This is a genomic window from Streptomyces longisporoflavus (assembly GCF_014649775.1).
GTDB lineage: Bacteria > Actinomycetota > Actinomycetes > Streptomycetales > Streptomycetaceae > Streptomyces > Streptomyces longisporoflavus.
On record NZ_BMTR01000006.1, the window covers coordinates 147,731 to 165,466 of the forward strand.

A 17,736-nucleotide genomic window follows, 5' to 3' on the forward strand; every position below is an offset into this window, starting at 1 on the left:
TGGTGCTCACTTGTCCTGCCCTCCGAACTTGCTCAGCCGCAGATAGACCATCGAGCAGAAGAGGAGGATCACGAACGCGATCGACGTCAGCGCGGAGGCGTAGCCGAAGTCGTGCGAGTCGACGGCGATGGACGCGATGCGCAGCGGCAGGGTGGTCGTCTCACCGGCGGGTCCGCCGCCGGTGAGGGTGTAGAGAAGGTCGACGTTGTTGAACTCCCAGACCGCGCGGAGCAGCGTGGAGAGGATGATCGCGTCCTTCAGGTGCGGCAGCGTGATGTGGAAGAACTGCCGGAAGCGGCTCGCGCCGTCGACCTCCGCGGCCTCGTACAGGTCCTTCGACACGGACTGCAGGTCGGCGAGGATGAGGATCGCGAAGAAGGGGACACCGCGCCAGAGTTCGGCGACGACGACGGCCGGGAAGACGGTGCTGGTGTCCGAGAGCCAGGACGTTCCGTACGAGCCGATCCCCATGTCCGCGAGGTAACGGGTGATGCCCGTCTGCGAGTTGAAGATCAGCAGCCAGATCGTCGAGGTGAGCACGCCGGAGACGGCCCACGGCGAGAAGACCAGGGCGCGCGCCATCGCGCGGCCGATGAAGGTCTGGTTGACGATCAGCGCGAGCCCGAGGCCGAGGAGCAGTTGCAGGACGACCTCGACGGCCACCCACTGGAGGCTGAAGCCGAGCGTCTGCCAGAACTGCGGGTCCTCGGTGAAGGCGGTGACGAAGTTCTCGAAGCCCGCCCAGCCGTTCCGCCAGGGCTTGGTGGGGTTGTAGTGGCGCAGGCTGTAGTAGAAGACGCTGATGACGGGGTAGGCGATGAAGCCCACCATCAGGAGTCCGGCCGGCGCGATCAGCAGATACGGGAGGCGGCGCGGGCTCGCTCCCGTTCGGCGCCGGGGCGCACCCGGCGTGCGGCGCCGGGGCGGTGGCTGCGGTGGCGATTTCGCCACAGCTGAGGCCATGTCTGCTTCTCCGTTCATATGGGCGGCACACGGTCGGCGAGATGAAGCGCTTCGCAGACGTTGTTCGAAATCTCGTACAAAGGGTGCTCGTACAGAAAACTCGTGCAGAGGGGCAGCGGCGCGTGCGCGGTTCAGCCGGCGTACGGGTCGGGGACCTCGCCCTCGCGGGCCAGGAACGCGAAGTCGCAGCCGGTGTCGGCCTGCGTGATCTGCTCGCTGTAGAGCGCGCCGTAGCCGCGTCCGTAGCGCGCGGGCGGCGGCGTCCACGCCTCACGGCGCCGCTCCAACTCCTCGTCGGACACGTCAAGATGGAGCGAACGCGCCTCGACGTCCAGGGTGATCAGGTCGCCCGTACGGACCAGGGCGAGCGGCCCGCCCACGTACGACTCGGGTGCGACGTGCAGCACACATGTGCCGTACGAGGTGCCGCTCATCCGCGCGTCGGAGATGCGCACCATGTCGCGTACCCCCTGCTTGAGCAGGTGGTCGGGGATCGGGAGCATGCCGTACTCGGGCATGCCGGGCCCTCCCTGAGGACCCGAGTTGCGCAGCACGAGGACGTGGTCGGCGGTGATGCCGAGCGCCGGGTCGTTGATGGTGCTCTGCATGTGCCGGTAGTCGTCGAAGACGACCGCAGGGCCGGTGTGCCGCAGCAGGTGCGGCTCGGCGGCGATGTGCTTGATGACGGCGCCGTCCGGACAGAGGTTGCCGCGCAGGACCGCCACGCCGCCCTCCTCGGCCAGCGGCTTCTCGCGGGGGCGGATCACCTCGGGGTTGTGCACGACGGCGTTCGCGAGCTGCTCGCGCAGCGTGTCGTGCGCGACGGTGGGCCGGTCCAGGTGGAGCACGTCGGTCAACTGGGCCAGGAACGCGGGGAGTCCGCCCGCGAAGTGGAAGTCCTCCATGAGGTACTGCCCGCCCGGCCGCAGATTGGCGAGGACCGGCACGGTCCGCGCGATGCGGTCGAAGTCGTCGAGCGTGAGCCGGACGCCGCTGCGGCCCGCCATCGCGATCAGATGGATCACCGCGTTGGTGGAGCCGCCGAGCGCGAGGACGGTGGCGACCGCGTCCTCGTACGCCTCCGCGGTGAGCAGCTTCGACAGCTTCAGGTCCTGGTGGACCAGCTCGACGATCCGCAGCCCGGACGCGGCCGCCATCCGGTCGTGCCCGGAGTCCACCGCGGGGATCGCGGAGGCGCCGGGCATCGTCACGCCGAGCGCCTCGGCCGCCGCGGTCAGCGTCGATGCCGTACCCATGGTCATGCAGTGGCCGGGGGAGCGGGCAAGACCGTTCTCCAGCTCGGCCATCTCGCAGTCGCCGATGAGACCGGCGCGCTTGTCGTCCCAGTACTTCCACATGTCGGTGCCCGAGCCGAGCACCTCGTTGCGCCAGTGCCCCGGCAGCATGGGCCCGGCCGGCACGAACACGGTCGGCAGGTCGGCGCTCGCCGCGCCCATCAGCAGGGCGGGCGTCGTCTTGTCGCAGCCGCCGAGCAGCACGGCGCCGTCCACCGGATAGGACCTGAGCAGCTCCTCGGTCTCCATGGACAGGAGATTGCGGTAGAGCATCGGGGTCGGCTTCTGGAAGGTCTCCGAGAGCGTGGAGACGGGGAATTCGAGGGGGAAGCCGCCCGCCTGCCACACCCCGCGCTTGACCGCCTGCGCGCGGTCGCGCAGATGGACGTGGCACGGGTTGATGTCCGACCAGGTGTTGAGGATCGCGATGACGGGCTTGCCCAGATGCTCCTCGGGCAGATAGCCGAGCTGCCGGGTGCGGGCCCGGTGGCTGAAGGACCGCAGGCCGTCGGTGCCGTACCACTGGTGGCTGCGCAGTTCTTCGGGCGGCCTCATATCGCCCACGCCTTCACCAGGGCCGCTATCTCGTCGCGCCGCTCGACGGGCAGGACCCGGCTCGGCGGGCGCACCTCGCGGCGGCACAGGCCGAGCGCCGCGAGGGCCTCCTTGACGACGGTGACGTTGTCCGCGGAGTTGTCGGCGGCGCGCAGCTCCTCGAAACGGCGGATGCGCTCCCAGACCTCCATGGCCGCGGGATAGTCGCCGGCCCGCAGGGCTTCGAGCATGTTCAGGGAGACCTCGGGTGCGACGTTGACCAGGCCCGACGTGAAGCCGGTCGCGCCCACGGCCCAGTAGACGGGGGCGTACAGCTCGGCGAGCCCGGCCACCCACACGAAGCGCTCCAGCCCCGCGGCCCTGGCGAACGCGGCGAAGGCGGCGGCGTCCGGCGCCGCGTACTTCGCGCCGATCACGTTGGGGCACAGTTCGCCGAGATCGGCCAGGCACCGGCCGTCGAGACGGGCATTGCGGATGTAGGGGACGACGCCGAGCTCCGGCACGGCGGCGGCCACGGCACGGTGATAGTCGATCCAGCCGTCCTGCGACACATACGGATGCACCGGCTGATGCACCATCACCATGTGCGCCCCGCGGTCCCTGGCGTGCCGCGCGGCGGCGATCGCGGTCGGCAGGTCATGGCCGACGCCGACCAGCACGGTGGCGCCGCTCAGGGCCGCCTCCTCCATGGTCAACTCGGTGACCAGGCGCCGCTCGTCGGGGTCGAGGGCGTAGAACTCGCCGGTGTTGCCGTTCGGCGTGAGGGTGCGCACCCCGCCGTCGGTGAGCCGGCGCACCAGCGCGCGGTAGGTGTCCCGGTCCACGGAGCCGTCGTCGGCGAACGGTGTCACCGGGATCGCGACGACGTCGGCGAGCGCCGAACGCAGGGAGTCGAAGCGGGAGGTGTCGAAAGGCGCGGTCATGAAAGATCCCCCTCCGGGAACGCCCGCTGCACGAACGAGGCGATGTGGTCGTGGAGTCCGCGTGCCGCGGCGTCGGCTTCACCGGCCAGTGCGAGCCGCAGGATCTCCCGGTGCTCGGCCGCCTCCCGTTCCCAGGAGGGCAGGGTGGCCCAGGCGACGGCGGAGACCAGGGCCGCCTGGTCGCGTACGTCGTCGAGCATCCGGGACAGCAGCGGGTTGCCGCACGGGACATAGAGCGCGCGGTGGAACTCCCGGTTGGCCAGGGAGCGTTCGGCCGCGTCCGAGGCGGTGTCCGCCCGGGCCAGGGCCTCGCGCGCCTCCTCCAGGAGCGCGCCGCTGCGCACGGTGCGCCGCAGTGCCTCCGGTTCGAGGAGCAGGCGGACGTCGTAGACCTCCTGTGCCATGGCCGCGTCCACCGTGCGCACGGTGGCGCCCTTGTACTGGCTCATGACGACGAGCCCGGTCCCGGCGAGTGTCTTCAGCGCCTCCCGTACGGGCGTCTTGGAGACGGCGAACTGGGCGGCCAGTTCGGTCTCCACGAGTGGCTGGCCGGGGGCCAGTTGCCCGGTGAGGATGCGGTGCTTGACCGCCTCGAGCACGTACTGCGTACGCGAGGGGATGGGGTGGGGCGCAAAGTTCATCGATGCTCTCAGTCGTCGTGCAGCCGTCGTGTAGCCGTCGTGCAGTCATCATGCGTGCGATCGCCGTACGACCGGGGCCGTGCGGACATCGCGTATCGCGTCTCATATATGACGTACGAAGTACGACGCGATGAAGTTAGGTCGCCGACCGCCCCGCGTCAACGTTTCGCGCAGGAAAACTCGTTCGAGATTTCGGAGGCGGAGCGATCGGGCCTGAAGCGCTTCGACCGTTCCTGTCCGAACCGTTGACGTACTCACCCCGGCTCCCTACCTTGTCCCGGCAAGCGCTTTCCTAAAACGATTCAATCGCGTAGCGGAGGACGAACTGTGCCGATGAATGGGGAAGTTGACAGGCGCGGCCTGTTGAAACTGGCCGGCGGCTCGTTGGCGGCCCTCGGACTGACCGCGGCCGGCTGCGGCGGCGGAAGCGGATCGGGGGACGGCACCGTCACCATCCGGTACGCGTGGTGGGGCTCGGACGACCGCGCCAAGCGGATCAACCGCACCATCGAGCTCTTCGAGAAGAAGTACCCGAAGATCAAGGTGCAGACGGACTTCCAGCCCTACCTGGACTTCTGGAAGAAGTTCAACACCCAGGCCTCCGGGGGCAACCCGCCGGACGTCTTCCAGAACGCGATCGGCTTCCTGCGCAAGTACGACCAGCGGAGCGTGCTGCTCGACCTGAACGCACAGGCCGAAGCGGGGAACCTGCGCCTGGACGGCTTCCGCGCCGGCCTGGAGAAGTTCGGCGAGGTCGACGGCAAGCTGCTCGGCGTCCCGGTCGGCAGCAACTCCATGGCCCTGGTGATCGACAAGCCGGTGTACGAGAAGGCCGGTGTCACCCCGGAAATGGGCTGGACCTGGGACGACTTCCACGAGGCGATGAAGAAGATCCGGGGGCAGGGCAGGGTGGGCGACAGCGGCCTCTACGGCGTCATGTACCTCTACGACCCCTACCTGCGCCAGCAGGGCAAGGCCTTCTTCACCAAGGACGGCCTGGGCTTCGACGAGGCCGACCTCAAGGAGTGGTGGACCAAGGGGTATGCCGGGGTGAAGTCGGGGATCTACGCCGACCCGAAGAAGGTCGCCCAGATCAAGCCCAAGTCGGCCGTGGCCGCCGAGATCGCCGCCTCCGAGTTCACCTGGGACAACTTCACCGTCCGCTACACCGCCGAGGGCAAGAGCGAGTACGGCCTCGCGCCCCTCCCGACCACCGACGGCAAGAAGACGGGCCAGTACCTCGGCTCGCTGATGCTCAGCGGCTCCAAGCGCACCCAGCACCCCAAGGAGGTCGCGCAGTTCATCGACTTCATGGTGCACGACCCCGAGGTCGCCAAGATCATGGGATACGACCGCGGGGTGCCCACCACGACCGCGCAGTACGAGGCGTACAAGCCCGCCGAGGAGAAGGACAAGGTGATCGCCTCGGTCAACAAGGAGATCGCCGCGTACGAGGAGAAGCTGGTCGAGGCCGGTGTCCTGGAGACCATCACGCCGCACCCGGCGGGCGCCGACGTCTGCGAGGCGGCCTTCCTGCGCATCGCCGAGGAACTGGCGCTGGGCGAGCGGTCGGTGGACGAAGCGGTGAAGCAGTTCTTCACCGAGTGCAAGACCGCGCTCGGTTCCTGATGGGCGGCACGATGGCGTCCCTGCGCACCCCCGCGGCCCCGGCCGCTCCCGAGAAGCCGGCGCCGCCGCGCGGAACCCGCCTCCCCGCGGCCGCGCGGCGGCGACGGCGGGGCGAGAACGTCGCCGGGTTCCTCTTCATGTCGCCCTGGCTCGCGGGCTTCCTGCTGCTCACCGCGGGCCCCATGATCGCCTCGCTCTACTTCGCGTTCACCGACTACAACCTCTTCGACGCCCCCCGGTGGATCGGCCTGGACAACTTCACCGAGATGTTCGGCGACCCGCGCTGGCGCAAGTCGGTGGAGGTCACCCTCTGGTACGTCGTCGTCGGCACCCCGCTCAAGCTGGCCGCGGCGCTCGGCGTGGCGCTCCTTCTCAACCAGAAGCGGCGCGGCCAGGCCTTCTACCGGGCCGCGTTCTACGCCCCGTCCCTGATCGGCGCCAGCGTCTCGATCGCCGTCGTCTGGAAGGCGATCTTCTCGGACGACGCCATCGTGGACCGTACGCAGCGGGCGGTCTTCGGCATGGACGTGGGCGGCTGGACCGGCGACCCGCAGTGGATCATCTACAGCCTGATCGCGCTCACCGTCTGGCAGTTCGGCGCCCCCATGGTCATCTTCCTGGCCGGCCTGAAGCAGGTGCCGCGCGAGCTGTACGAGGCGGCGGAGGTGGACGGCGCGGGCACCTGGCGGCGGTTCTGGAACATCACGCTGCCGATGATCTCCCCGGTGCTCTTCTTCAACGTCCTCCTGGAGACCATCCACTCCTTCCAGATCTTCGCTTCCGCGTACATCGTCGGCGGCGGCGCGGGCGGCAACGCCTGCGGCCCGGCGGACGGTTCGCTCGTCTACACCTGTTATCTCTACGTCCAGGGCTTCGAGAACAGCCGGATGGGCCTCGCGTCGGCCATGGCCTGGATGCTGCTGCTCGCGGTGGCTCTGGTGACGGCGGTCCTGTTCTGGTCCCAGAAGCGCTGGGTGCACTACGAGGAGGCATCCCGTTGAGCAGCGCAGCACGCGGTCCCTACGCGCGAGCGGCCGCCCGCCGTCGTCGCGGGGCCGGTTCACTGGCCTGGCACTTCGGGTCCCTGGCGGTTCTCGCCGTGGTCCTCTATCCGGTGATCTGGGCGATCGGCGGCTCGTTCAAGCCGAACGAGGAGATCGTCGGCAGCCTCGACCTCTTCCCGACCGAGCCCATCGTCGCGAACTACGCCGGTCTCGCCGACGGCATCGCGGACATCTCCATCACCACGTTCTTCTCCAACTCGCTCTTCCTGGCGGTCGGTTCGGTGGTGGGAGTGCTCATCTCCTGCTCCCTTGCGGCCTACGCCTTCGCACGGATCAGATTCGCGGGACGCAATCTTCTCTTCGCGCTGATGATCGGCACCCTGCTCCTTCCGTACCACGTGCTCCTGATCCCGCAGTATGTGCTGTTCCAGAAGATGGGCCTGATCAACACCTATACGCCGCTGCTGCTCGGCAAGTACCTCGCGGTGGACGCCTTCTTCGTCTTCCTGATGGTGCAGTTCATGCGCAACCTGCCCAAGGAACTGGACGAGGCGGCGCGGCTCGACGGCTGCGGGCACCTGCGGATCTACTGGTCGATCGTCCTTCCGCTGTGCCGGCCCGCGCTGATCACCAGCGCGATCTTCACCTTCATCAACTCCTGGAACGACTTCATGGGCCCGCTGATCTATCTCAACGACCCCTCGAAGTACACCGTCTCGCTCGGCCTGAAGATGTTCGTCGACCAGGAGGGCGTCGCCAACTACGGCGGAATGATCGCCATGTCCCTCATCGCGCTGCTGCCCGTCCTGGCGTTCTTCCTGGCCTTCCAGCGCTACTTGATCGACGGCATGGCCACATCGGGTCTGAAGGGCTGAGGCCGCGTGAGCAGGAAGCCCGGCAAGAGGTCCCTCTTCACGGACCGCTTCGGCGCCTTCGCCGAGTGTCTGCTGACCGGGGTGTGGATCGCGCTCGCGGCCCTGCCCCTGGTCACGCTGCCCGCCGCGTTCGCGGCGGGGTCCCGCCACCTGAACCGGCATCTGGCCCACGAGACCTCGGGCCGCCGGGAGTTCACCGCCGACCTCCGGGCGGCGGCGCGGCGCGGCTGGCTGGTGGGCCTTGCCGGATGGGCGGCGCTCGCCCTGCTCCTGGCCGACATCGCGTTCGTGCGGGCGGGGCTTCCCGGTGGCACGTTCGTCGGCGTGGTGGGGGTCGTCGCCTTCCTCGCCCTCGTGGTCGCGGGGCTGCGGGCGGCCGCGAACTGGAGCCCCGGCGCGTCGTGGCGCGCGCTCCTGACCGCGGCGGTGCGCCGCACGCTGCGCGATCCCGCGGGCTCGCTGGTGATCGTCTGCGGGTTCGCCGTGGTCGCGGCGTCCGCCTGGTTCGCCCTGCCGCTCGCGGCGCCCGCGCTGGGGATGGTCGCGGCGTCCGCGCTCGCGGTCGAACGGCGCGGCGCGGCCGTCTGAGGCCCGTACTCCGGAGCCCGCCCGCACACATATATCTCTGCCTGTCATGCCCACGCAAAGAGAAAGGATCGCCATGTCCCCGATCCCCCGCAGGTCCCTGCTCAAGGCCGCCGCGGTAGCCGGTGCCGCCGCGCAGTTCAGCTGGGCGCTCGGCCGCGGCGACGCCGAAGCGGCTCCCCGTGCGGCGGCGGACGACGGGCCCGTCACCGTCGGCTGGCTGGAGAAGGGCGGGCTCGGCGCCGCGCCCGGCTCCACCTTCGGCGTCCCGTGGGCCAAGGGCGCCCACCCCGCGGGCCAGAAGTTCGCCCTCGCCACCGCGGACGGCAAGGACGTCCCCGTACAGACCTGGACCACCGCCCACTGGCCCGACGGCTCGGTGAAGTGGACGGCGCACGCGGTGGGGCCGGACGCCGCCGGCACCGAGAAGTTCCGGCTCAGTGCCGCGGACCCCGCAGATCCCGGCAGGGGCAAGAAGGTCACCGTCACCGAGACCCGCGCAGCCGTCACCGTCGACACCGGGGTCATCAAGGCCGTCATCGCCAAGGACGGCGAGAAGCTCGTCCGATCCGTCACCCGCGACGGCGTGAAGATCGCCGCCGACGGGCGCCTGGTGCTCCTGCGCCAGAGTGACCTCGACGACGGCGACCACGGCAACGCCAAGTGGGACCGGTTCGACGGCGAGATCAGCGGCGCGAAGGTCGAGCAGGACGGACCGGTACGCGCCGTGGTCCGCATCGACGGCAAGCACCGCAAGGGCAGCCGCAGCTGGCTGCCCTTCAGCGTGCGCCTGTACTTCTACGCGGGCGCGGACTCCTTCCGCATGGTGCACACCATCACCTACGACGGCGACGCGCAGAAGGACTTCATCCGCGGCCTGGGAGTCCGCTTCAGCGTCCCGATGCGCGACGCGGCGTACGACCGGCACATCCGCATCGCGGGCGAGGGCAAGGGATTCCTGACCGAGGCGGTCAAGGGCATCACCGGACTCCGCCGCGACCCGGGCGCCGCCATTCGCACCGCGCAGGTCAAGGGAGAGAAGCTGCCGGACCCGGCGACCTGGGACCAGCGGGTCACCACCCGCCTCCAGTACATCCCCACCTGGGGCGACTACACCCTCTCCCAGCTCTCCGCCGACGGCTTCACCCTGCGCAAGCGCACCAAGCCGGGGCACACCTGGATCACGGCGGGAGGCGGCGGGCGTGCGACCGGATTCGGGTACGTCGGCGGGGTCGGCGGCGGGTTCTCCTTCGGCCTGCGCGACTTCTGGGAGAAGCACCCCGCCCAGCTCGACATCCGGGGCGCCGCCGGTGACTCGGCCGAGGTCACGCTCTGGCTCTGGTCGCCCGAGGCCCAGCCGATGGATCTGCGCACGTACCACGACGGCATGGGGCAGGACACCTACCCCGAGCAGCTCGAAGGCCTCAACATCACCTACGAGGACTACGAACCGGGCTTCGGCACGCCGTACGGCATCGCCCGTACCAGCGAGCTGATGTTCTGGGCCAACGCGGCCACACCGACCGCGGCCGTCCTCGTCGACCAGGCCGCAGCCGTGCGTACCCCGCCCCAGCTCGCCGCCGCTGCGGAGCATGTGGCGAAGGCAGGCGTCTTCGGCGGTCTCTTCTCGCCCGTCGACCGCTCCACGCCCGCGAAGGCGACGATCGAGGACCACCTCGACTTCCTCTTCACGTACTACAAGGACCAGGCAGAGCAACGCCGCTGGTACGGCTTCTGGGACTACGGCGACATCATGCACACCTACGACGAGGACCGTCACCAGTGGCGGTACGACGTCGGCGGCTACGCCTGGGACAACTCCGAGCTCTCGCCCGACCTCTGGCTCTGGTACGCCTACCTGCGCTCGGGCCGCGCCGACATCTTCCGCTTCGCCGAGGCCATGACCCGCCACACCGGCGAGGTCGACTCCTACCACCTCGGCAAGTGGGCGGGCCTGGGCACCCGGCACGGCGTACAGCACTTCGCGGACAGCGCCAAGCAGCAGCGGATCTCGACGGCCGTCTACCGCCGCCCCTACTACTTCCTCACCGCCGACGAACGCGTCGGCGACCTGATGCACGCCCTGGTCGACTCCGACGAGACGTTCCTGGTGCTCGATCCGCAGCGCAAGGTCCGCACCGAGCCCTACGAACCCGACCGCAACGCCCTGTCCATCGGCTTCGGCACCGATTGGAGCGGCCTCGCGGCGGCCTGGCTCACCGAATGGGAGCGCGGCGGCCCCAAGGCGGCCAAGGCCGAGGCCCGCCTCCGCTCCACCATGCGGACCATCGGCGCCCAGCCCAACGGCTTCGTCCAGGGCAGCGGACTCTACGACCTGGACACCGGGAAGTTCGCGGTGGCCGCCGAGCCCGTCGTGAGCGTCTCCCACCTCTCCGCGATGTTCGGCCTGGTCGAGATGTGCGCCGAGCTCATCGACCTCGTGGACGAGCCGGAGTTCGAGGAGGCGTGGCTGGACTACTGCCGTTACTTCAACGCCACCAAGGCCGAGCAGAAGGAGCGCTACGGCAAGGACTTCGGCAGCCTGCTGCTCTTCCAGGGACACTCCCGCCAGGACGCGTACGCCGCCGCCCGGTCGAAGGACGAGAAGCTCGCGGCGCGCGCCTGGCGGAAGTTCTACGACAGTGACGGCTATACCAAGTCCATGAGCTGGGCGAAGACCGACCTTCAGGGCCCCGCCGTCCTGGAGCCCGGATACGAGAATCTGCGGATCAACACCAACGAGACCGCGCTCTTCGGTCTCGCCGCCATCCAGAATCTCGCCCTGGTCGGCGACCAGCTCCCCGGTTAACCGCCCGAGACGGTAAGGGAGTTGGTGGTGAAGTCCAGGCCGCCGGCCGAGCCGCTGATCTCGTAACCGAACTGCACGTCGCCGATGGTCTCGTTGCCCATCCAGCCCTTGGTGTTCTTGATCCACTTCAGGATCGGCAGGATGTCGACGGTCCCGGCCGAGGAGTCGGAGGTGCGCAGGAACGAGAAGACCTCGTTGGCGCCGTTGGAGCCCTTGTAGACCGCCCAGGTGTGGCCGCCCAGGCTGACGGAGCCCTGGGCGGTGCCGAGGGGGCCGACGTTCCCGTGGTAGTTGACCCAGAGCATGATCTCGTAGTCGTAGTCCGTGTCCCAGATGTCGTACGAGGAGTTGTAGTCGCCCGCGGACGGGACCCTGACGTCGTACGAGCTCTTCAGCGAGGACAGCGAGTCGACCGGCTTGCCGATGACCTTCTTGGAGTTGGGGTAGGACTTGATGCCGCCGGTGTTCGGGTGGTCGGCGCGCACGCTCCACTTCGTGCCGGAGTCCGCCGATATGCACTGGCTGCCCGCGCCCGAGCCCCAGATGTTGTTGTAGAGGGTGTAGCCGTTCAGACTGGTGTTGCCCCATTGATCGCAGGAGCTCCAGACGGCGGCCTGCGCGGGCGCCGACGCGAGGCCGAGTACCGCGCCCGCCGCCAGGGCGGGGGCGAGCAGCAGGCGGGTCAGGGTGCGGCGGGGGTGTCGTGTCATGTGTCGTCTCCAGGGTGGGGGGAGAGGTGCCGCGGGTCCGGGGCGGGCCCGCGGTCGTCGTCGGCGGGGCGCAGGACGGCCACGCCGTGGCGGCCGAGGGAGATCGCGTCCTCGGCCTTCCTGCCGGTCAGCAGATCGAGGTGCCGGCCCGGCACGGGCACGGTCACCTGCTCGCGGCCGTGGTGCAGGAGGAACAGGAGATCGCCGCGGCGTACGGCCTCGACTCCGCGGGGGAGGCCTGCGAGCAGAGGCCGTACGCCTGCTTCGGCGGCCACCCGCGCGAGCAGCTCGCGCAGGGCCCCGGGCTCGGGCAGCGTGGACAGATACCAGGCGCGGTCGCGGCGCAGGACCGCCGGGAGGCCGTCGAGTTCGCCGCCCCGGTAGGCGGCGACCGTCTCGGCTTCGTCGTCCGCGAGCAGTTCCTCGGACCAGAGGGTGCCGGTGAACTCCCCGCAGTCCACGCGCTCCCCGGCATCGAGGGGCCACCACTCGTGCACGGTGCGGATGCCGAACAGGGCGCGGAGCCGGGCGTCCATGCCGCCGGGCCGCACCCGGTCGTCCGCGTCGGCGACGCCGGTGAAAAAGCCGCAAACGAGGGTGCCGCCGTCGCGTACGTACGTCAGGAGGTTGTCGATCGCGGTGTCGGTGAGGAGGTAGAGGTGCGGGACGACGACCAGGCGGTACGCGGCCAGGTCGTGCTCGGGGTGGGCGAAGTCGACGGGGGTGTTCGCCTCCCACAGCGCGCGGTGCCAGGCGCCCAGGATCTCCGCGTGGTCGACCAGCGACGAGGGACGGCCGTCCTGCCCGCTCGCCCACCAGGAGTTCCAGTCGTGCAGGACGGCCACCTGCGCCGTGACCCGGCTGCCCGCCATCTCGGGGCCGACCGCCGCGAGCTCGGCGCCGAGCTCCTTGATCTCCTGGAAGGTGCGGCCGTGCTCGCCCGCGTGGCTCACCATCCCGGAGTGGAACTTCTCCGCGCCCTGCCGGGACTGGCGCCACTGGAAGTAGCAGACGGCGTCGGCGCCGCGGGCCACCGCCTGCCAGGTCCACAGGCGGTTCAGACCGCGCGGCTTGGGGTGGTTCACCCCGCGCCAGTTGACGGGCCCGGCCGCCTGCTCCATCAGCATCCAGGGGCCGCCGCCCGCCTGGGAGCGCGTCATGTCCTGCACCAGCGCGCCCTGCTGCGCGCCGAGCGGGTCGCGCGGGTCGGGATAGATGTCGACGGAGACGACGTCCTCCTGCGCGGCCCACAGCCACGCGTCCTGTCCGGACCACAGCGGCATGAAGTTGGTGGTGACCGGCAGGTGCGGGGTGTGCGCGGTGACGATGTCGCGCTCGGCGCGGAAGCATTCGAGCAGGGCGTCGGACGTGAAGCGCTTGAAGTCCAGGACCTGGGCGGGATTCTTCAGATAGTGGGCGCGCCGCGGCGGCAGGATCTCCGCCCAGCTGTCGTAGCTCTGGCCCCAGAAGGCCGTTCCCCAGGCGGAGTTGAGCGCGTCGAGCGAGGGATACTTGGCCAGCAGCCAGCGGCGGAACGCGACCGCCGCCTCCTCGCCCCAGTCGTAGGTGCAGTATTCGTTGTTGATGTGCCACATCGTGAGCGCGGGGTGGTGCGCGTACCGGGCCGCCAGGTCCTCGGTGATGGCGGCGGCGAAACCGCGGTAGGCGGCGCTGGAGTGCGCGAAGTGCTGGCGCGAGCCCCACCACTCGACCTGGCCGTTCTCGTCGCGGGGCAGCGTCTCGGGGTGCAGGCGGCCCAGCCACGGCGGGGGAGCGGAGGTCGGTGTCGCCAGGACGACGCCGATGCCGTTCTCGTGCAGCAGGTCCATCAGCCGGTCGAGCCAGCCGAAGTTCCGCTCGCCCGGACTCGGTTCGAGCTTCGCCCAGGAGAAGACGCCCACGGTGACGGAGTTGACCGACGCCTCGCGCATCAGGCGTACGTCGTCGTGCCAGACCTCCTCGGGCCACTGCTCGGGGTTGTAGTCGCCGCCGAACAGGATCCGGCCGCGGGTGGTGTCGTCGAGGGAAGGCATGTGGTGGGTCAGCCCTTCACCGCGCCGGTGAGCATGCCCTGCTTGAAATGCCGCTGCACGAACGGCGAGAGGACGGCTACCGGCAGGAGCGCCAGGACCATCACGGCCATCTGGATGGCGAGCGGCGACAGATGCCCGGTGTTGATCGCCTGGGAGAGCCCCGTCGGTTTCTGCTGCTTGATCACCAGCTGCTGCATGACGTTCTGCAGCGGCATCATGTCGGGGTCGCTGAGGTAGATCGACGCGTTGAACCAGGCGCTCCAGTAGCCCACCGCGTAGAAGAGGGTGATGACGGCGATCACCGCGCGGGAGAGCGGCATGACGATCTTCCACAGGATGCGCAGGTCACCGGCGCCGTCGATGCGGGCGCTCTCGACCAGCTCCTGTGCCGTGCCCATGAAGAACGCCCGCAGGACGAGGATGTTGAAGACGTTCAAGGCGCTCGGCAGGATCAGTGACAGGTAGGTGTCGGTGAGGCCGAGGCCCTGCACCACCAGATAGGTGGGAATGAGTCCGGCGCCGAAGAACATGGTGGCGACGATGACGAGCAGGATCGGGCGGTGCAGGACCGACCCCGGGCGTGAGAGACCGTACGCGCACAGGACGGACACCACCATGCTGAACAGCGTGCCGATGACCGTGACACCCACACTGACCAGCGCCGCACGCGACACCTGGCCGCCGCCGAGCAGCTCCTGGTAGTGGACGAACGTGACCCCGCGCGGGATCACCACCAGGCCACCGGTCTGCGTGATCGTCCTGACGGACGAGAGGCTGGTGACGACCACCACCCACACCGGGAAGAGAACCGCCAGGCAGACCAGCGTCAGTGTCACGCCCTTGGTGGCGAGGCCGGCCCGGGTCGGCGGCTCCTCCCACACCGGGCGCAGCCCTGACCTGCTGCCGGGCTTGATGCCGAAGTTCAGCACGCTCACCGCTTGTACACCCCCTGCTCGCCCATGAGGTGGGCTGCCTTGTTGGCCCCGAGCACCATCAGGAGGCCGAAGACGCCCTTGACGATGCCGATGGCGGCGCCGTAGCCGAAGTTGCCGTTGTCCAGGCCGGTGTTCCACACATAGGTGTCGAGGACCTCGGAGGCCGTGGCACCCACGGCGGCGCGCTGCAACAGGATCTGTTCGAAGCCGACCGTGAGCGCGTTGCCGACCTGGAGCACGAGCAGCAGGGCCACCACCGGGCGCAGCGCGGGCAGCTGGATGTGCCACATGCGCCGCCAGCGGTTGGCGCCGTCCATCGCCGAGGCCTCGTACAGGTCGGGGCTGACGGCGGCGAGCGCGGCGAGGAAGACGATGACGCCCCAGCCCGCGTCCTTCCAGACCATCTCGAAGGTGACCAGGAACTTGAACAGGCCCGGGTCGGTCATGAGGTCGAAGCCCTCGTGCCCGTGGTCGCGCAGGACCTGCGCGACCAGGCCCGCCCCGCCGAACATCTGCTGGAAGACCGTGATGACCAGGACCCAGGAGAAGAAGTGCGGGAGGTACAAGATCGCCTGGGCGACCGCCCGCACCCTCGGCCGCACGAAGCTGTTGATGAACAGCGCGAGCGCGATCGGCAGCGGGAAGAACAGCGTCAGCTGGATCGCGAAGATCGCGAAGGTGTTCCTGACCGCCTGCCAGAACAGCCGGTCCTCGACCATGTGCCGGAAGTGCTCGACGCCGACCCAAGGGCTCTGCGTCATCGCCTGGAACGCGTTGTCGGCGATATAGGGGTCGTAGTCCTGGAAGGCGACGACGTTGCCGATCAGCGGCACGTAGTTGAAGACGAGCAGGAGCAGCAGCGCCGGCAGCACCATCAGGAGCAGCACGCGGTCGCGGCGCAGCCGGTGCCGCAGCGGGACGCGGGCGGGTGCCTTCTTCTTCGTTCGGGGCGGGGGTCCGGCGGGTGCGGCGGCTTCGGAGGGTGCCCGCCCGGTGGTGGCCTCGCGCGCGTGAGTCGTGCTCTGGGCCATGTCAGGAGGCCGCGTCGCCGGACGCCCCGGCCTCATCGAGGAGCTTCTTGTACCAGTCGCGCAGCTTGTCGCCGCCGCCCGACTTCCAGTCCGACGCCGCCTGCTGCATGTCGGAGACCTTCTTGCGGCCCCGCACGATGTCCTTCTCCAGGTCCTCGAACTCGGCGTTCAGCTCGGTGTACCGGGTCGGCTCGATGATCATCATGCCGTGGAAGAGCGGCTTCTTCGTGTGCGCGCCCTGCCGCTGCTGCCACTCGACCATGCCCTCGGTGACGTCCGGCAGATCGGGATAGGCGACGAAGGGCGCGGGCGAGGCCAGGTACTCGTACGTCGAGAAGACCTCGTTGTTGCCCTTGCCGTTCTTGGTGAGGACGCCGTCCTCGAACGTGTGGTGGACGCCCTCGACACCGTACATGCGCAGGCGCTGCTCCTTGGAGCCGTAGGGAGCGGCCGTGAAGTTGGCGAGGGCGAGGATGTCGCGGACGGTCTTCTCGTCGGCCTTCTCGCTGATGAACGTCCAGATGTCGGCCGGCGGACGCGCGTACAGGGTGGGCGCGCCGCCGTCGGCGGCGAAGTAGTCGAACGCCTCCATGCGGAACTTCTTGTTGTCCACGCGCTGCACGGCCGCCTTGCCGTACCAGTCGGAGAGGTCCTGGCAGTACATCCAGACCTTGCCCGCCGCGCACAGGTCGCCGATGCTGCCGGCCTCGGCCTTCGCGTCGGGGTGGACGAAGCCCGCCGAGTAGAGCGTGCGCGACCACTCCAGGGCTTCGAGGTATTCGTCGGTCTCGTAGCGGTTGACGAGTTTGCCGTCGACGAGCTTCCAGTAGTACGGCTTCTCCGGGAGCACGCCGAAGATGTTCCACGCCGCCCAGCTCATGTCGCCGCACGCCCACACCTTGCTCTTGGGGGCGTTGAGCTGCTTGCACAGGTCGTAGAACTCCTGCGCGCTGGTGGGTGCTTCGAGCCCCTCCTTCTCGAAGAGGTCCGTGCGGTAGAACGGCGCGATGTTCGGCGTGGTCGCGGCGGGCATCGGCAGGCCGCGCAGCTTTCCGCCGAAGATGGAGCGCTGCCAGGCACCGGTGGGGATCGCGGCGAGGTTCGGGTACTCCTTGACCTTGTCGCCGCTCAGATACGGGCCGAGGTCGGCGAACTTGTTGGCGACGGCGCTCGGTATCTTGCCGGTCAGCTCCCAGCCGGGCACCACCACGGCGTCCGGCACACCGCTGGAGGCGAGGACGGCGCCCAGCTTCTGGCCGTACGTGTCGCCCTGCTGGTTCTGCCACTTGACGCGGACACCGGCGGCCTCGTCCATCGCCGTCCAGTAGGGATTGCCCTGCTTGGGCACGTTCCCCCAGATCGGTGCCATGACGGTGAACTCACCGCCCTTGCCGAGCTTCTCCGGCACCGACTGCTTGAGCTCGGAGGCGGGCAGCGCCTTGGTGAAGCCCGCCGCCGAGCCGTTCTTGGCGGGGATGTCCGGGCCCGTCAGCTCCGAGGCGACGTACGCGGGGAGCAGGTCCTTGAGCTTCTTCCCCGTCGTGGTGCCCTCGTTCTTCGACCCGCTGCCGCCGCAGGCCGTGAGCAGCGGGGCCCCGCCGGCCACGACAAGCGCGGCGAGACCGGATGAGGCGAGGAAAGATCTCCGGCTCGAACGAGAGCTGTCGGAGGAGGAGTTCGGCGTCATTGCGTCAACCCTTCGTGGCGCGTGCCCGGACACACGGCGGTCACCGCCGGTCGGCATTCGA

At 69.3% G+C, this 17,736-nt stretch carries 14 protein-coding genes; 5 read left to right on the top strand and 9 right to left on the bottom strand.

Going from position 1 to position 17,736, the window contains the following annotated elements; all coding sequences use genetic code 11:
* Positions 1–6 precede the first annotated feature (6 nt).
* The 4 genes from IE226_RS14370 to IE226_RS14385 form a co-directional block, all read right to left on the bottom strand.
* Positions 7–963, bottom strand: a complete 957-nt coding sequence (locus tag IE226_RS14370) for a carbohydrate ABC transporter permease (RefSeq protein ID WP_190081583.1) — start codon at positions 961–963, stop codon at positions 7–9.
* Positions 964–1,094: 131 nt separating this feature from the next.
* Entirely contained in the window at positions 1,095–2,813 is a 1,719-nt protein-coding gene (gene araD, locus IE226_RS14375) for an L-arabinonate dehydratase (RefSeq protein ID WP_190081584.1), read from the bottom strand.
* Entirely contained in the window at positions 2,810–3,736 is a 927-nt protein-coding gene (locus IE226_RS14380; RefSeq protein ID WP_190081585.1) for a dihydrodipicolinate synthase family protein, read from the bottom strand. The genes araD and IE226_RS14380 overlap by 4 nt, the downstream gene beginning before the upstream one ends.
* Positions 3,733–4,377: a GntR family transcriptional regulator gene (locus IE226_RS14385; protein WP_190081586.1), complete on the bottom strand. Its 645-nt coding sequence runs from the start codon at positions 4,375–4,377 to the stop codon at positions 3,733–3,735. Before IE226_RS14385 ends, IE226_RS14380 begins: the two co-directional genes overlap by 4 nt.
* Before the next feature lie 333 nt (positions 4,378–4,710).
* Between IE226_RS14385 and IE226_RS14390 the strand changes: the two genes are divergently transcribed.
* The 5 genes from IE226_RS14390 (at position 4,711) to IE226_RS14410 (ending at position 11,279) form a co-directional block, all read left to right on the top strand.
* Positions 4,711–6,006, top strand: a complete 1,296-nt coding sequence (locus IE226_RS14390) for an ABC transporter substrate-binding protein (protein ID WP_190081587.1) — start codon at positions 4,711–4,713, stop codon at positions 6,004–6,006.
* Positions 6,007–6,017: 11 nt separating this feature from the next.
* Positions 6,018–7,007, top strand: a complete 990-nt coding sequence (locus IE226_RS14395) for a carbohydrate ABC transporter permease (protein WP_373306960.1) — start codon at positions 6,018–6,020, stop codon at positions 7,005–7,007.
* Positions 7,004–7,885, top strand: coding sequence for a carbohydrate ABC transporter permease (locus IE226_RS14400; protein WP_229870916.1), 882 nt, complete (start codon positions 7,004–7,006; stop codon positions 7,883–7,885). The genes IE226_RS14395 and IE226_RS14400 overlap by 4 nt, the downstream gene beginning before the upstream one ends.
* Before the next feature lie 6 nt (positions 7,886–7,891).
* Positions 7,892–8,473 (top strand): hypothetical protein, encoded by a 582-nt coding sequence (locus tag IE226_RS14405; protein ID WP_190081588.1) that lies wholly within the window; start codon positions 7,892–7,894, stop codon positions 8,471–8,473.
* Positions 8,474–8,546: 73 nt separating this feature from the next.
* Complete coding sequence (locus IE226_RS14410) at positions 8,547–11,279, top strand: exo-rhamnogalacturonan lyase family protein (RefSeq protein ID WP_190081589.1); 2,733 nt, start codon at positions 8,547–8,549, stop codon at positions 11,277–11,279.
* On the opposite strand, the gene IE226_RS14415 is transcribed toward IE226_RS14410, so the two are convergent.
* From IE226_RS14415 to IE226_RS14435, 5 genes are read right to left on the bottom strand one after another with little or no spacing between them, the layout of a single operon-like run.
* A complete protein-coding gene (locus IE226_RS14415; protein ID WP_190081590.1) occupies positions 11,276–11,989 on the bottom strand; it encodes a glycoside hydrolase family 12 protein in 714 nt (237 codons plus the stop codon). The two genes, IE226_RS14410 and IE226_RS14415, sit on opposite strands and share 4 nt — an antisense overlap.
* Positions 11,986–14,022 (bottom strand): beta-galactosidase, encoded by a 2,037-nt coding sequence (locus IE226_RS14420; protein ID WP_190081591.1) that lies wholly within the window; start codon positions 14,020–14,022, stop codon positions 11,986–11,988. Before IE226_RS14420 ends, IE226_RS14415 begins: the two co-directional genes overlap by 4 nt.
* Positions 14,023–14,030: 8 nt before the next feature.
* A complete protein-coding gene (locus tag IE226_RS14425) occupies positions 14,031–14,957 on the bottom strand; it encodes a carbohydrate ABC transporter permease (protein ID WP_190081592.1) in 927 nt (308 codons plus the stop codon).
* Positions 14,954–15,988, bottom strand: coding sequence for an ABC transporter permease (locus tag IE226_RS14430; protein WP_190081593.1), 1,035 nt, complete (start codon positions 15,986–15,988; stop codon positions 14,954–14,956). The genes IE226_RS14425 and IE226_RS14430 overlap by 4 nt, the downstream gene beginning before the upstream one ends.
* A 1-nt stretch (position 15,989) precedes the next feature.
* Positions 15,990–17,675 (bottom strand): extracellular solute-binding protein, encoded by a 1,686-nt coding sequence (locus tag IE226_RS14435; protein ID WP_190081594.1) that lies wholly within the window; start codon positions 17,673–17,675, stop codon positions 15,990–15,992.
* Positions 17,676–17,736 lie beyond the last annotated feature (61 nt).

Coding starts and splice junctions, on each gene's coding strand:
- IE226_RS14390 (WP_190081587.1), top strand. CDS start 4,711: ATGAATGGGGAAGTTGACAGGCGCGGCCTGTTGAAACTGGCCGGCGGC.
- IE226_RS14435 (WP_190081594.1), bottom strand. CDS start 17,675: ATGACGCCGAACTCCTCCTCCGACAGCTCTCGTTCGAGCCGGAGATCT.
- IE226_RS14385 (WP_190081586.1), bottom strand. CDS start 4,377: ATGAACTTTGCGCCCCACCCCATCCCCTCGCGTACGCAGTACGTGCTC.
- IE226_RS14420 (WP_190081591.1), bottom strand. CDS start 14,022: ATGCCTTCCCTCGACGACACCACCCGCGGCCGGATCCTGTTCGGCGGC.
- araD (WP_190081584.1), bottom strand. CDS start 2,813: ATGAGGCCGCCCGAAGAACTGCGCAGCCACCAGTGGTACGGCACCGAC.
- IE226_RS14395 (WP_373306960.1), top strand. CDS start 6,018: ATGGCGTCCCTGCGCACCCCCGCGGCCCCGGCCGCTCCCGAGAAGCCG.
- IE226_RS14370 (WP_190081583.1), bottom strand. CDS start 963: ATGGCCTCAGCTGTGGCGAAATCGCCACCGCAGCCACCGCCCCGGCGC.
- IE226_RS14410 (WP_190081589.1), top strand. CDS start 8,547: ATGTCCCCGATCCCCCGCAGGTCCCTGCTCAAGGCCGCCGCGGTAGCC.
- IE226_RS14380 (WP_190081585.1), bottom strand. CDS start 3,736: ATGACCGCGCCTTTCGACACCTCCCGCTTCGACTCCCTGCGTTCGGCG.
- IE226_RS14430 (WP_190081593.1), bottom strand. CDS start 15,988: ATGGCCCAGAGCACGACTCACGCGCGCGAGGCCACCACCGGGCGGGCA.
- IE226_RS14415 (WP_190081590.1), bottom strand. CDS start 11,989: ATGACACGACACCCCCGCCGCACCCTGACCCGCCTGCTGCTCGCCCCC.